Below are 14,346 nucleotides of genomic sequence, written 5' to 3'. Positions count from 1 at the left end.
AAAAGACATAACTTATATTTCTGGAAATGCAGGTAAAAAGACCTAATATTACATAATAACACGAAAAACGACGGATTTAGACAATCTCCGACAAGGGATATAATGGTGACAAGTCCAATGAAAGGAGGAAAGACACAAAAATCACCTAAATATAGCTAGACACAACAACCAGGAGGACATCTATGAAACGCAGCATGGCAATTCTTTTATTAAGTGCAATTGTATTTACTTCTTATACCGCAGCCCCGAAATCGACATCAGCGGCGAGTGCAACAGCCCAAGCGACGAAGAGCGGCTATATTAATATGGGGGTAAACCTACGTGACAAGCCTTCTACATCGGGGAAGATAATTACCTTGGTGAAGAAAGGATCCAATGTAACGATTCTGGAGCAGACCAACTCCTATTTTTATAAAGTGAAGACAAGCGATGGGAAAGTGGGATATGTAAGCTCATCGGATAAATATATTAGCGTGAGTGGAGAAAATGAAGTATCACCATCAGTACCTAGTTTGGGACAAGGACTGGTGGTTAGTGGAGTAAATCTACGTGACAAGCCCTCTACATCGGGGAAGATCATAACCTTGGTGAAGAAAGGAACTAGCGTGACGATATTAGAGCAAGCTAATTCCGCCTTCTATAAGGTACAGACAAGTAATAAAGAAGTAGGATATGTAAGCTCATCGGATAAATACATTAAGATCAATGGTGGCACAGTAGCGCCTGCCCCTACACCAGATTCATCAGGTAGTGTGAAGGAACAAGTAGAGAAGGTAATCAAGACAGGTATGAAGTATTTAGGAACTCCTTACGAATATGGTTCAGATCGAAATACGACAACTACGTTTGACTGTTCTGCTTTTGTAAGACAAGCCTACAAAGAAGCGTTGAATATTGTACTTCCTGCCGATTCCCGTGGGCAAGGGACGTGGATCAAGAACAATGGTACCGCGGTTTATAATATCGATAAGTTGAAAAGAGGAGATTTGTTGTTCTTTATGAGTTACAAAGGTTCCTCAGCGTCATCTTATGAAGGTATTAACAAAGATAATGAGAAAATTACGCATGTTGCCCTGTATCTCGGTGACGGACAAGTTCTTCATACGTATTCCGTTAAATCAGGGGGAGTATTGGTCGATAAATTGGACGGGGCTTGGGTTCACCGTTTCTTATATGGCGGAAGCGTCTTGAAATAAAGCATGGTCAATAGATCAGATTATATAGAAACGCTCCACGGAAAAAGGGAGATCCTTTAGTCCGTGGAGCGTTTTTAGTGGAAACAGCTCTTAAGTATAGTATATGCTAGTAATAGCTAATTTCGAAATCAGGTAAGTATATCCATGCTTTACCTAGCCAAGTGTAAATTTCCACCCAATCGTTCATCACGATTCCGGTTGGCTGAACCATTTGAGGTGAGATTGCACCCCATTCAGTTCCGTCAGGACTAGCATAGAAAGAGGTTTTTGCTAAGAGGTCAATTGGATTAGGAGCGAAGGAAACTTCGGTTGATTTAACGATAGGTTCGTCCACATTCAATTGAATAGGAGTTACGTCCTCATTTGCTGACGCGACGGTTGCGAAGGTAGCGGTCAAAATGACAGAAGCAGTGATAGCAGCTAAACTTTTCATTGGGTATTCCTCCTTATTTTGGATTATGCTGTGTTCGTATAATAGTAATAAACCGGAAAACGATGAACGAATCATCATTTAAACAATCAAAGGGCTAAACGACAACAAGAGAGGAAGGGAAGAAAGATGGGGAGACGTAGATTACGATTGGGAGTAGTTCTGATTCTGATCGTGCTGATATTGACTGCTGCTGTGTTATATATAAGGCCGTCCCAAACGCTGGATATGAGTTACACCGATATCGTGTGGAAGGACAAAATACAACAAATCGTAAAGACAGGTCAGCCTGAGATTACCTTCACTGAGGCCGATTTGAATAACTTAGCTAAAAAGGGACTTGCTGAAGCGCTAGCAAAGAAAGATATCCCCGTTTCAATTGTAGGGGCTGAGCTACATTTAAATGGAAATCTATTAAGTATCGATTTCAATGCAGAGTGGGGGTTCCTAATCGCGGGTGGAACCGTAGAATATGAGGTGGAGTACGATACGGGTCAATTATATTTAACACCAGTTTCTCTACATGTTAAGCAATTGCCACTTCCAGCGGAGAAGTTAGGTTTAGAACCTATTGTTGTTGATTTAAGTACTTATTTACCGGAGGTTATTCAAATAACTAAGGTGAACTTTGAAGGACATGATGTGAAGGTAAGGATCTCTGTTGATCTAATGGAAATTTTAAATTATCTTCAGACATTGTGAACATAGAAAAAGGCGGCCATTCTCTAGAAGAGTGGCCGCCTTTTTCTATGTTCTAACCTTTTTCATATCTCTTTGGATAGTTAAAGTGAGCTTCTTCTGCCGGTTATTAGTGAAACAACAAATAGGATAAGGAATATAAAGAATAAGACTTTGGCGATGGAAGCGGCAGCCGCTACCAAGTTGAAGAAACCGAACACACCTGCGATCAGTGCTATCACCAGAAAGATTGCTGACCATTTTAACATGATAATCACCCCTCTTTCATATTAAATTATTGTATAGTGGAGCTATGAAGTGATGATGTCTTCGTGTAAAGATACCTATGCGGAAGGTATCAGTGACAATTAGGCATCCTCGCTTGTAGATGTAATTAACCGGGCCATCCCAGCCTGAAACAAATTTTTTTGCTTTACATAATTGGGGTAGATCCTGGTTGTTTCGGGTCAAAAGCGTTAGGGTAACTATGGAGTATCGATCCATTGGGAAGGAAAGAGAGGGAACGTGTATGATTTGGGAACTGAGCCTTGCACTCATTGCAGTAGCATTCGTTGTACTTGTTGTTTTCCTTATTAAAACATTGAAAGCAGCGGAGAAGTCACTGGATAAGACATCGCAAACGTTGGAGGAAGTTCAAAAAACGATTGACGAGCTAAGTTATGAAGTGAAGCAGGTGGTAAGACAAGCAAATGATATTACAGGGGATGTACAGCATAAGATGAAACAAATCGACCCTGTACTTGAATCGGTTAAAAATGTAGGTGAAGTTCTAAGTGAAGTGTCACTTGCTGCCAAGCAAGTTTCAACTTCAATGATTGAAAGATTTAAAAAATCTCCTGTAAGTACTAAAGCTAAACCGGCCCCTGTTCCGAATGTAGCAGCTGTTACACCGGACAATTTGACAGCACCAGTTAACGCTGCAGCGATTCCGGAATCAGACGGCGATAAGAAAAAAGTGGAGTGGATTAAGTTGGTTGATGTTGCGGCAGTCATATGGCAGAAATACCGTTCGTAACTGTCCTTAATTTAATAAGAAGATGATGTCCGCACGGGGACGGTTAGGAGAGCCGGGATAACGATAAGTTTCCAGAGAGGGTGAGAATCATGCTAAATGTACTGTTTCTACTATTTGGACTTTTGTATCCTTATACCAATGTGAATTCAGTTGCTGCAGAAGAACTATTACAGCCCACGATGAAACTTGCTGTATGGCAACCTCCGTCTCCAGCATTATCTGCAGAAATTGAGGATATTGGAGTAAATACGATGGATTCACTAGAATCCATGAATGATATTTCCTTAAATGATGATCTACGGGCTGTCTTGGAGAAGAAAGGCAACCCAGATGCTATAGTTCATGATCGTTATACAGGGTACACAGAATATCAATATGAAGATATTACAGTAGGGCTGTCTGATGATCTTGTCTACTATGTACATGCTGATTCTGCGCCAGAGAAGATCAAAATTAACGGAGTATGGGTATCGTTACAGGAGAAATCGTTACTTCATGTGTTTGGTAAACCCGACTTTCTGGCAGAAGACGGAGATGTCTACACTCGTGGGCCAGTAGCTCTGAAAATATATCGAGATCCATCCTCCAGAGAAATAGTCGGAGTAGATTTGTTTGATGATAACGTGTCATAGAAAATAATCTGATTCAAACCTTTAGCATCCGGGTAATGAAAAATGGTACTATACCCAACGATCTCATTACTACAAAAAAAGGAGTGAAGGATTATGAGTTCAATAGTTAATAAATCATATGTTAAAGTGGTGCAGAACGGTTTACAAGCTGTGGAAACGGTACAGGAGCTTCGGGCGACGGGGTATCTTTCAGAACAAATTTTTGTTCTAGCCCATAATCAGGATCAAACCGAGCGGATTGCAGAGAGTGCAAATGCTGAAGAAATCGGCATTAAGGAAGAAGGGGTATTTGATACTATCGCTAACCTTTTCCGGTCACGTGGGGATGAATTAAGGGCCAAGATCGTTTCTCTTGGATTTACAGAAGCAGAAGCTGGGTTCTATGAGAAAGAGCTGGACCTTGGGAAAGTGCTTGTTATAGCAAGACAAAATCCTTAATGTCGTGGTTATAGAACTGACTCATACATTCAAAAACATAAATAAGGAATGGGAGTAATTTCTCCCATTCCTTATCTATGTTTTTGAAATAGTACACAATTCCATATGTTATGATGAAATGATAAACTAGCAAATTTTTAAAAAACTAGGAGAAATGTTATGAAAATTCTAATTGTTGATGATAATTACACCAATACTTTAATCATTAGGGAAATATTAAAAAAAGAGAAGCATAAAAACATGCTCTCTGCATCTTCTGCAAAAGAAATGTTTGAGCGGCTTGGAGTGCCAAACCCTGGACAAGATGAGGCCCCGAAGTCTTCTGATATTGACCTTATTCTGCTTGACATGATGATGCCTGAAATGGATGGCATTGAAGCATGTCGTCTTATTCAACAATATGATAGTTTGAAGGATATTCCGATCATTATGGTTACAGCTGTAGGTGATTCTAAGAAGCTGGCAGAAGCACTAGATGCTGGTGCAGTCGACTATGTGACAAAACCGATCAATAAGGTTGAGCTTATGGCTAGAATACGTCTTGCACTAAGGTTAAAGAGGGAGAAGGATTGGCATAAGGAGCGAGATCAACGAATTCAAAGTGAATTGAGGCTTGCTGCTTTGGTTCAAAATGCCGTATTAAGTGCACCTATAGCGGATCCTCTTGTGCAAATTGATGCGCTATACAAACCTTCCTACGAGTTAGCAGGAGATCTGTATTCATGGTATTCACTAGGTGAAGGCCGATATGGAATCATTCTATTAGATATCATGGGTCACGGTATTTCCTCATCTCTCTTCTGTATGTTTATTGCATCCATGCTGAAAGAAACTGTGAATACATATGTCGAACCAGAGAAAGTCATTCAGGAATTGAATCGTCGTTTCAATCAATTGTGTATTGAAGATCAATTGATTCAATACTACTTCACGGCTATCTATCTAGTGGTGGATACAAGATTGAACAAGATAGATTATGTGAATGCAGGACATCCACCAGGGTTATTTTTTCACGAGGATGGCTCGGTAACGAAACTGAATACGGTATGTCCTCCCGTTGGACTATTCGATAAAATTGAGGCGAATACCGTGACGATTCCTTATGAAGGGAATGGGCATATCGTGTTATATACAGATGGATTGCTGGAGGTTTTACCGGGTAGTCAGGAGGAGCAAATTCAACTTCTGGAAGACACCCTCCAAGGTAATCATACGCTGGACAAAGAGAAAATGCAGAGTCTGTTTTTTGAAGAGGGGCTTCCTCAGGAGCGTGAGGATGACAAATGTCTGGTGTGGATTTCACTTGAAAAAGGAGAAAATATAGTATGAAAATCAAGAATAAGCTAGTCATTGGATTTAGTTCCCTTATGGTCATCCTCTTGGTCATGACCTTCACCGCATACGATAGGTTAACGTATATGAATGATCAATTAGATACCTTATATAACAACCGCTATATGAAGATAAAGAATTCAACGAGTTTGCGTGGGGAGATTAATGATACGGCTCGTATTTTAACTAATATATTGCAAATGCAAGATGATGATTATTATGAACGGCAAAAGGATCGGTTAGAAACGAAGAATAAGTCGGCTGCAGATCTCTTCATCCAGATTCAAAATGATGCTGTCACAGTGGAAGAACATAAAATGGTCACTGTAATTGATGAAGCTAATCAGGATTTTGTGAGCTATCAGAAACGGATTTTGAATTATTTATCCACGGGTGATTATAAGAATGCTAACGCCTATCGTATATCGACAGGGCAACAGGTTCAGAATAATCTCCTTGATATTCTAAATGAGATGAAGCAATACCAGGATATCCAGATTGAGGACGATATTAATCGGGCTGAACAAGCTTACAAGGAATCCATTCAAGTCATGATTGTGATCATTGGTCTTGGACTTCTATTAGGGCTTGGTGTTGTCCTTTGGGTGATTCCGAGCATCGGACGTGGACTGAATACAGTCAACCTGATGATGAGACATTTCGGCAAGAGTGAATTTGATGAAATTAGGGCCATTTCAGTCCCATCAACAGATGAAATAGGTGATGTTGCTCGCGTCTTTCAAGAAATGTCGGAGGATCTTCAGGAAAAGCGGGAGCTCGAGGCGAATTTTATACAGCAGCAAAAAGATCGAACTTGGCTTAATGCAAACATGGCTCGGATTACGGAATTGTTCCACGGAATTAACTCACTAGAACAAGTAACGCAATTATTCATTAATGAATTTACTCCAATTCTTGGTGGGCGCTTTGGGGCGATCTATATCCGTAGGGATGAGAAGAATCCACAGTACTTAGATCTCGTTGGATCTTATGCAAAAGATGGGGATATGAAACATCGAGATGTATTTAAAATAGGAGAGGGCTTGATTGGACAAGTAGCTCTGGACAGGAAGCCGCTTTCCCTTAAAGAAGTACCTGACAATTACTTGTCCATCCGTTCTGGCCTCGGAGAATCAAAACCTGCGCATATCCTTATTCAACCTGTTGTATTTGAGGACGAATTGCTTGGTGTTATTGAACTTGCTAATTTTGATCAATTCACACCGCTTGAGGAAGAGTTGATGGAGGACTTAACCAGTAACCTCGGCATTATACTTAATACCATATATGGACGTCTACGCGTGGAAGAATTGCTCCGTGAGTCGCAAACGTTGACTGAGGAACTTCAAGTTCAGTCTGAAGAACTTCAAAGCCAACAAGATGATCTCAGGCGTTCGAATGAAAATTTGGAGAAACAGACCGCAGCGCTCCGCAATTCCGAAGATTTACTGCAACGTCAGCAGGAGGAATTAGAGCATTTCAATACGGAGTTAATTGCTAGAACTCGTGCAATGGAAGAACAGGTGCTAGCTGTAGAAGAGAAGAACAAGGAAATTGAGAAGACCAAAGGAGAATTGGAGCGGCATGCAGCCCAACTCGCTGTTACAAGTAAATATAAGTCTCAATTCTTAGCGAATATGTCTCATGAGCTTCGCACCCCTTTAAACAGTCTACTCATTCTGTCGCAATTGCTATCGGAGAACAAAGAGGATAATCTGACAGCGAAACAAGTCGAATATGCGCATACGATTCATATGTCGGGTGGCGATTTGCTTAGAATGATCGATGAAATTTTGGATTTATCGAAGGTAGACGCTGGGAAGATGGAGATCAATCGTGAAACCGTCAGTGTGAAGGACCTGAGCGAATTTGTTGATCAGAACTTTAGTCCCTTAGCAGAGAGCAAACATATCGGTCTGCGTATGGAGATAGAGGAAACCGTACCACTTGAAATTGTGACAGACGGGTATCGAGTGAAACAGATACTTCGAAATTTACTGTCGAATGCATTTAAGTTCACAACTGAAGGAGAGGTCACTTTCAGTATAAGAGAAGCAGTGCCTGCGGAAGTACCGATTTATTTGGATCGATCCCAAGAGTTTTTGGCACTGAGTGTGAAAGATACAGGAATTGGTATACCACAGGGCAAGGCAGATTTGGTATTTGAAGCATTTCAACAGGTCGATGGTACAACCAGCCGTAAGTACGGTGGCACAGGACTTGGACTGTCAATTAGTAGGGAGCTTTCGATGCTGCTCGGTGGTGGTATTGCGCTGCAATCTATCGAAGGTGAAGGAAGTGACTTCACACTGTACCTTCCGAAGGAGGCCAATGCATCACTATTTATTGCAGATGAACAGGTTGCTCCAACCCGTGCATTGCATTCCGGGTCATTTGATCAAGAGGTTTCACTACAAGTTAATGAGAATGTGTCAGTAACAAGTCTGATTGAGGATGATCGTGACAATATTGTCTTAGGGGACAAAGTCATGCTTATCATCGAAGACGATATTCATTTCGTTAGGATTTTAGTAGATATGTCGCGCCAGCATGAATACAAAACATTAGTTGCGATCCAGGGCGACAAGGGACTTCAGCTAGCTAGGCAGTATTTGCCGGATGCTATTATTCTTGATATTCAATTGCCAGTCATGGATGGATGGTCGATTCTTAGTGAGCTGAAGAGTCATGCCGAAACTCGCCATATACCGGTACATGTTATTTCAGTAGTTGATGATGCTAAACAGGGACTTAGGATGGGGGCCATTGCGTTCTTACGCAAACCTTCTTCTCGAGAACAATTAGAGGGGGCTTTCTCTTATATTGAAACTTATACGGAGAAGGGTCTGAAGCAGTTGCTGGTGGTAGAAGATGACGAGATTCAACGTAACTCTATCATTGAGCTTATCGGCCATGATGATGTGGTCATTACAGCAGTACCTACCGGTGGCGAAGCATTACAACAATTACGTCAGAAGCATTACGATTGTATGGTGCTTGATTTAATGCTTAAGGACATGACAGGATTTGAACTGTTGGATCAGATTCGTGATGATGAAAACTTAAACGACCTACCGATCATTATTTATACAGGCAAAGATTTGGACTATAAGGAAGAGACGACGCTGCGGAAGTATGCTGAGTCGATCATTATCAAAGACGTGAAATCACCAGAGAGATTGCTGGATGAAACAACACTATTCCTGCACCGCGTAGAGGGAAATCTTCCAGTGGAGAAGCGTCGTATTCTGCAAAAGCTTCATAACAAGGAAGAGTTATTCGAAGGTAAGAAAATACTTTTGGTTGATGATGATGTACGTAATGTGTTTGCCCTTTCTAGTGTGTTGGAGGCATACCGGATGAATGTGATCTTTGCCGAGAACGGACGGGAAGCGATCGAGGTATTGCAGGAACAGGGAGATATTGATCTGATTCTGATGGATATGATGATGCCGGAAATGGACGGATATGAAGCGATGACTCGTATTCGGCAAATGCCGGAGTTCCGTAAACTTCCGATTATCGCTCTGACCGCTAAGGCGATGAAGGAGGATCGGTCGAAGTGTATTGAAGCTGGGGCCTCTGATTACGTGAAGAAACCAATTCAGAGTGATCAATTGCTGTCCCTTATGCGTGTATGGTTGTATTCGTAAGCTACACGAAAGGGTAATGAGTATTAACTATGAATTAATGGAGTTGAATCAATGACATCTAACGACTTCACCAACCTAGAAGAGAATAATGTATTTGATGAGAATCAAGGCGAGCTTGAGATGATTGAGATGGAACTCTTGCTTGAGGGGATTCATCGCATGTATGGATATGACTTTCGAAATTATGCGCTACCGTCTCTTCGGCGACGGATATGGCATCATATCTACGCCGAGCATTTGAATAGCATCTCTGAGCTTCAGGCGCAGGTACTGCATGACCGTGCGAGCTTCGATCGTTTCGTATACAATTTGTCGATTCCAGTTACCGAGATGTTCCGGGATCCTGAGTTATTCAGAACTTTTCGTGAGAAGATCATTCCTATACTTCGAACTTATCCCTATATTCGGATTTGGCATGCAGGTTGTTCGACTGGCGAAGAGGTATACTCGATGGCTATATTACTGCATGAAGAAGGATTGTATGACAGATCCCGAATTTATGCTACTGATATGAATGACCGATCGTTAGCGATGGCCAAAGAGGGCATTGTAGGAATCCAAAAAATGAAATTATACAGTGAAAATTATATTAAAGCAGGAGGGACTAGCTCTTTGTCTGAGTATTATACTGCGAAGTATAATTCAGTCATTTTTCAACCCTTCCTTCGTAAAAACATCATTTTTGCAGAGCATAATTTGGCTACGGATCGTTCCTTTAATGAATTTAATGTTATTTTTTGTCGAAATGTAATGATTTATTTTGATGAGACCTTACGTAAACGGGTTCATAGCCTACTGTATGATAGCTTGAGTCATTTTGGAGTACTTGTATTGGGTTCTAAGGAATCTACACAATTTACGGGTTATGGCGAATGTTACGAAGCTTTGGATCAACGCGAAAAAATATATCGAAAAATCAAGTAATCAAAGTAGGAGGTTTCCATGAAGGTTGAAGAACCGATCTCCATCTTGCTGGTAGATGACCGTCCCGAGAACCTTATGGCCTTGGAAGCGGTGTTAGAGAGCCAGCAATATGATCTGGTCAAAGCCACTTCAGGTGAAGAGGCTTTACGACAACTATTGAAGAAGGATTTCGCCGTGATCGTCCTTGATGTGCAAATGCCGGGAATAGACGGTATTGAAACGGCTAAGCTAATTAAGGCACGCGATAGAACCAGAGATATTCCGATTATCTTCATTTCGGCCAATAGTAAAGAAGTCGAGCACTTGTTTGCTGGATATTCGGCCGGGGGGATTGATTATATGGTGAAACCATTTATCCCCCAAATCTTGAAGTCCAAGATCGAAGGTTTTGTCGATATGTACATTACAAATCAACGACATAAAATGCAAAGTGAGCTGCTTCATCAAAAAACGCTTGAGCTTGAGCGCATTAACAAAGAGCTGTTTCAAGCCAAAGAGAATGCTGAGATTGCCGCAAAGGCCAAAACAGAATTCCTTGCAATGATGAGTCATGAAATCCGTACACCGATGAATGGAGTTATCGGGATGATAGATCTATTGCTGGAGACAGAACTTCAAGGGGAGCAGAAAGAGTACGCAGAGATTATCCGTAACAGTGCGGATACTTTGGTTACGGTCATTAACGATATCCTTGATTTCACCAAGATGGAATCTGGCAAGTTGGAATTGGAAGAGAGTCCATTTGAATTAAGGACGGGCGTTCAAGAAGTTTTCCAATTGTTCTCTATAGATGCTAGTCGCAAAGGGTTAGAAATGATGTATTTTATTGATGAGAATATTCCTACTATACTGTATGGAGATATGGGCCGACTACGGCAGGTATTGATTAATCTGATCTCAAACTCGGTTAAATTTACCGATCATGGTGGTGTTTATTTAGTAGTCACTTCTCAAACAGATAGTGAGGATAAATATATATTGGAATTTACGGTCAAAGATACAGGGATTGGTATCGCCCGTAACAAGATCGATCGATTGTTCCAACCATTCTCACAATTGGATTCATCTATGACACGGAAATATGGAGGAACAGGCCTGGGACTTGCGATATGCCGTACACTGGTGAACATGATGGGGGGGACGATTAGAGTGGAACCTATGGAGGAACAGGGGGCCACTTTTGCCTTTTCGATTACTGTACACCAGTATGAAGAGGTTGGAGATACAGTTTTTGCTTCTAGACGTATATCGCCCATGGATTTATCCATGGATAAAGAACGGATGCTGGTGGTAGATGACCATCCCGTTAATCAGAGACTTATGGTAAGTATGCTTCGTAAGCTTGGATATCACTGTGATGTGGCGGAGGATGGTAAACAGGCCGTTGAAAAGGCATTACAGGGTAATGGGTATGATTTTATCTTTATGGATTTACAAATGCCAGTCATGGATGGATTGGAAGCAACCCAGCAAATTAGAACCGGCGAAGATGGAAAGGAAAAAGCAAAAATTATTGCTATGACAGCTAACGTAATGGATGGAATCAAGAGCAAGTGTCTGCTTGCTGGTATGGATGACTACATAAGCAAGCCCATCCAACTGAGCTCCCTTAAGAATATTTTGGGAAAAAATAACGCTGCTTCACCTAAGATAAGTATTTCTTAATTTGATTTGTTTCAGAGCTATTACTTCAGGGTTATATATAAAGAAAACATATTTCAGGAGAGAGTGTCTATGAATACAAATAAAAATGTTAAGTTTACTGCAACGCCGCAGTTGAAGAATGGAACGTGCACCGTGTACTTGAACGGGGAGTTTGATCTCTCTGTAGCTCCAGATTTTCGTGAATTGATGGAGCCACTCGTTGGGGATGAGAAAGTAAATTTGGCCATGAACCTGAAAGATCTAAATTACATTGATAGTACGGGAATTGGAATTTTGTTATCCATCTTAAAGGCTAGACATGGAATGAAGGCTAGTTTTCTTGTTGAGGAAGTGCCAGATCAGATTCAGAAGTTGTTTGATATGACGGGGATCTCTAAGTTTTTTACAGTACAATAGAATTTTCAATAGGAAGGATCGAGAAAGTATGAAAGACGAAGTTCAAAGAGTGGTGTTAAGCCTACCAGCTACGGCTGAGTACGTTGATATTGTTAGATTAAATTTATATGGTGTAGCATCCAAAATGGGATTTTCCTATGAAGAAATTGAAGATATGAAAGTTGCGGTATCCGAGGCTTGTAACAATTCAGTTCTTTATGCCTATAAGCAAGAACAAGGGATTATGGAAGTCACCTTTGAAATTACAAATGAAGTATTGTCAATTACAGTTGGCGATAACGGTGAGAGTTTCGATTCATGGGGTAAGGTAGGTGAAGATGCAACATTGCATGATAAAGAACTAGATGAAGTCCAAATTGGTGGGCTTGGTTTCTATCTCATGCAGGCACTTATGGATGATGTAAGTGTTGTCCAAAATGTTGGTCAAGGGACCAAGGTGATTATGACTAGGCGGTTGATGAAGAGCGAGGAAGCCGTATGAGTGATAGGACAACTACCCCCGAATCTTTGGAGAAGTCGACGCGACTAATTAGGGAATATCAACGAACTGAGGACAATGAAATTGCCACGGTATTGATTAAAAAATATGAATCTATGGTCAAAATGGCGGCAAGTAAAATATCACGCAATCGTCCCGATCTTTATGAGGACCTGTATCAGGTAGGACAAATGGCGCTGATTCGGCTGCTTAAGCAGTACAATATGGAACTTGGTATTCCGTTCGAACCATATGCTATGAAGAGCATGATTGGGCACATGAAGAACTTTCTGCGGGACAAGTCCTGGTATATTCAAGTGCCTAGGAGAATCAAAGAAAAGGGAGCTCTCGTACAGCATGCGATAGATGAGTTAACAATCAAATTGGAACGTTCGCCCGACGTAAAAGAAATCGCGGAGTATTTGGATCTTTCCGTGGAGGAAACGGTTGAAGTGCTTGCTGGCCGAGAATGTTATCATTATGTGTCACTTGATTCTCCACTGTCTCAGGACGAAAGCGCAGCAACGTTAGGTGAACTAATTAGTTCGGAAGCTAACGATTACGATGCAGTTGAGAAGAGGATGGACCTACAACAAGCGCTGAACCAACTGAAGGAACAGGAACAAGAGGTTATGCTGCTTGCTTTTCAGGACGGTGAGTCCCAACGATCCATCGCCCAGAAATTGGGTGTGTCCCAAATGAGTGTGTCTCGTATCCAGAAGAGGGCAACAGAGAAGCTTAAACTGATTATGACTAATTTGAATTCATATTGAGTACGAATCGAGGTAAGGGTTACTTGGCGGTTTATCATATAAAAAAATAACAACCTGAGAGTGTATCCATACTCTCAGGTTGTTTTGGTTTTTCATTATTGCTCAGGATCAGAGACAAGACCGTGATCTTTGTCTTGAGTTTCAGTGGTCATTTCCTCCATATCTTCACTGAGCTGAATTAAATCGTCGATATCATTAATCATAGAACCATTTTCGGCTACTGAAATATCCTTATGCTTGGGCAGCTCCCCTTCCTTGGCCTCACGAATCTGCTTGTTTACATATTGCTCTTGTTCATCTTCGGGATTGTTCGAGCTCATGGAATCACTCCTTTGCTATGGTTTTGTTTTGATGTAATCTTGTAAATCCTTAATGTAGTCACCGACCATGGGTAGATCAACAAATAGTGTGAGTATCCAACCGAGTAGACCAAGAACGACGAAGGTTCCTACGCTAAGGCCTAGACCGCGAGACAAACCCGCCATGAAGTTTGTAAATAATCGTTTTTTTGGATCAGCATAATTTTCTAAAATATCTTTGAAGTCTGATTTCTCTAGCAAATGAGAAATGTCATTCAGTCGGCTATTCAAGTGCTTCACCTCATGTCTTAGCTCGAAGGGGTGTTCCTTTGAATCATATCGTTGTAAGGTTTCCACTGATATCCTCCTTTATTCAGGGCATATTATCCAAATGAGGATTTTTAAACGACAAATAG

General features: G+C 41.1%; 16 protein-coding genes. 12 read left to right on the top strand and 4 right to left on the bottom strand.

Translation table 11 applies throughout. The features are described from left to right. The first annotated feature begins 182 nt into the window (after positions 1-182). Positions 183-1,196, top strand: a complete 1,014-nt coding sequence (locus IEW05_RS23890) for a C40 family peptidase (RefSeq protein WP_188542392.1) — start codon at positions 183-185, stop codon at positions 1,194-1,196. Positions 1,197-1,302: 106 nt separating this feature from the next. Here the strand turns inward: IEW05_RS23890 and IEW05_RS23885 are convergent, their stop codons facing one another. Then, positions 1,303-1,629 carry a hypothetical protein gene (locus IEW05_RS23885; RefSeq protein WP_188542391.1) on the bottom strand — a complete coding sequence of 109 codons (327 nt, stop codon included), beginning with the start codon at positions 1,627-1,629 and terminating at the stop codon, positions 1,303-1,305. Between the two features lie 126 nt (positions 1,630-1,755). Between IEW05_RS23885 and IEW05_RS23880 the strand changes: the two genes are divergently transcribed. Next, positions 1,756-2,328, top strand: coding sequence for a hypothetical protein (locus IEW05_RS23880; protein ID WP_188542390.1), 573 nt, complete (start codon positions 1,756-1,758; stop codon positions 2,326-2,328). 80 nt (positions 2,329-2,408) lie between these two features. On the opposite strand, the gene IEW05_RS23875 is transcribed toward IEW05_RS23880, so the two are convergent. Further along, positions 2,409-2,573 carry a DUF1328 domain-containing protein gene (locus IEW05_RS23875; RefSeq protein WP_188542389.1) on the bottom strand — a complete coding sequence of 55 codons (165 nt, stop codon included), beginning with the start codon at positions 2,571-2,573 and terminating at the stop codon, positions 2,409-2,411. Between the two features lie 260 nt (positions 2,574-2,833). Between IEW05_RS23875 and IEW05_RS23870 the strand changes: the two genes are divergently transcribed. From IEW05_RS23870 to IEW05_RS23825, 10 genes are all read left to right on the top strand, one after another. Beyond that, on the top strand, positions 2,834-3,340 hold the full coding sequence (locus IEW05_RS23870; RefSeq protein ID WP_188542388.1) for a DUF948 domain-containing protein: 507 nt from the start codon (positions 2,834-2,836) through the stop codon (positions 3,338-3,340). Between the two features lie 89 nt (positions 3,341-3,429). Further along, a complete protein-coding gene (locus IEW05_RS23865) occupies positions 3,430-3,972 on the top strand; it encodes a hypothetical protein (RefSeq protein ID WP_188542387.1) in 543 nt (180 codons plus the stop codon). 93 nt (positions 3,973-4,065) lie between these two features. Continuing rightward, positions 4,066-4,410: a YflT domain-containing protein gene (locus IEW05_RS23860; protein WP_188542386.1), complete on the top strand. Its 345-nt coding sequence runs from the start codon at positions 4,066-4,068 to the stop codon at positions 4,408-4,410. A gap of 159 nt (positions 4,411-4,569) precedes the next feature. Continuing rightward, the gene (locus IEW05_RS23855; RefSeq protein ID WP_188542385.1) at positions 4,570-5,739 is read left to right on the top strand and encodes a SpoIIE family protein phosphatase; all 1,170 of its coding nucleotides are present in this window, start codon (positions 4,570-4,572) and stop codon (positions 5,737-5,739) included. Further along, entirely contained in the window at positions 5,736-9,395 is a 3,660-nt protein-coding gene (locus IEW05_RS23850) for a response regulator (protein WP_188542384.1), read from the top strand. Before IEW05_RS23855 ends, IEW05_RS23850 begins: the two co-directional genes overlap by 4 nt. A gap of 51 nt (positions 9,396-9,446) precedes the next feature. Continuing rightward, positions 9,447-10,319, top strand: coding sequence for a CheR family methyltransferase (locus IEW05_RS23845; protein ID WP_188542383.1), 873 nt, complete (start codon positions 9,447-9,449; stop codon positions 10,317-10,319). Positions 10,320-10,337: 18 nt separating this feature from the next. Beyond that, the gene (locus IEW05_RS23840; RefSeq protein WP_188542382.1) at positions 10,338-11,984 is read left to right on the top strand and encodes a response regulator; all 1,647 of its coding nucleotides are present in this window, start codon (positions 10,338-10,340) and stop codon (positions 11,982-11,984) included. Between the two features lie 69 nt (positions 11,985-12,053). Further along, positions 12,054-12,380: an STAS domain-containing protein gene (locus IEW05_RS23835; protein ID WP_188542381.1), complete on the top strand. Its 327-nt coding sequence runs from the start codon at positions 12,054-12,056 to the stop codon at positions 12,378-12,380. A 28-nt stretch (positions 12,381-12,408) separates the two neighbouring features. After that, positions 12,409-12,861: an anti-sigma B factor RsbW gene (gene rsbW / locus IEW05_RS23830; protein WP_188542380.1), complete on the top strand. Its 453-nt coding sequence runs from the start codon at positions 12,409-12,411 to the stop codon at positions 12,859-12,861. Continuing rightward, positions 12,858-13,631 carry a sigma-70 family RNA polymerase sigma factor gene (locus tag IEW05_RS23825; RefSeq protein ID WP_188542379.1) on the top strand — a complete coding sequence of 258 codons (774 nt, stop codon included), beginning with the start codon at positions 12,858-12,860 and terminating at the stop codon, positions 13,629-13,631. Before rsbW ends, IEW05_RS23825 begins: the two co-directional genes overlap by 4 nt. 95 nt (positions 13,632-13,726) lie before the next feature. Here the strand turns inward: IEW05_RS23825 and IEW05_RS23820 are convergent, their stop codons facing one another. Continuing rightward, entirely contained in the window at positions 13,727-13,951 is a 225-nt protein-coding gene (locus tag IEW05_RS23820) for a hypothetical protein (protein WP_188542378.1), read from the bottom strand. A gap of 15 nt (positions 13,952-13,966) precedes the next feature. After that, positions 13,967-14,287, bottom strand: coding sequence for a DUF5665 domain-containing protein (locus tag IEW05_RS23815; protein ID WP_229753720.1), 321 nt, complete (start codon positions 14,285-14,287; stop codon positions 13,967-13,969). Between the last annotated feature and the right edge of the window lie 59 nt (positions 14,288-14,346).

The organism is Paenibacillus segetis, from assembly GCF_014639155.1.
GTDB lineage: Bacteria > Bacillota > Bacilli > Paenibacillales > Paenibacillaceae > Fontibacillus > Fontibacillus segetis.
The sequence above is the reverse complement of the archived record's forward strand: the minus strand, read 5'-3'. Positions and strand labels throughout refer to the sequence as shown.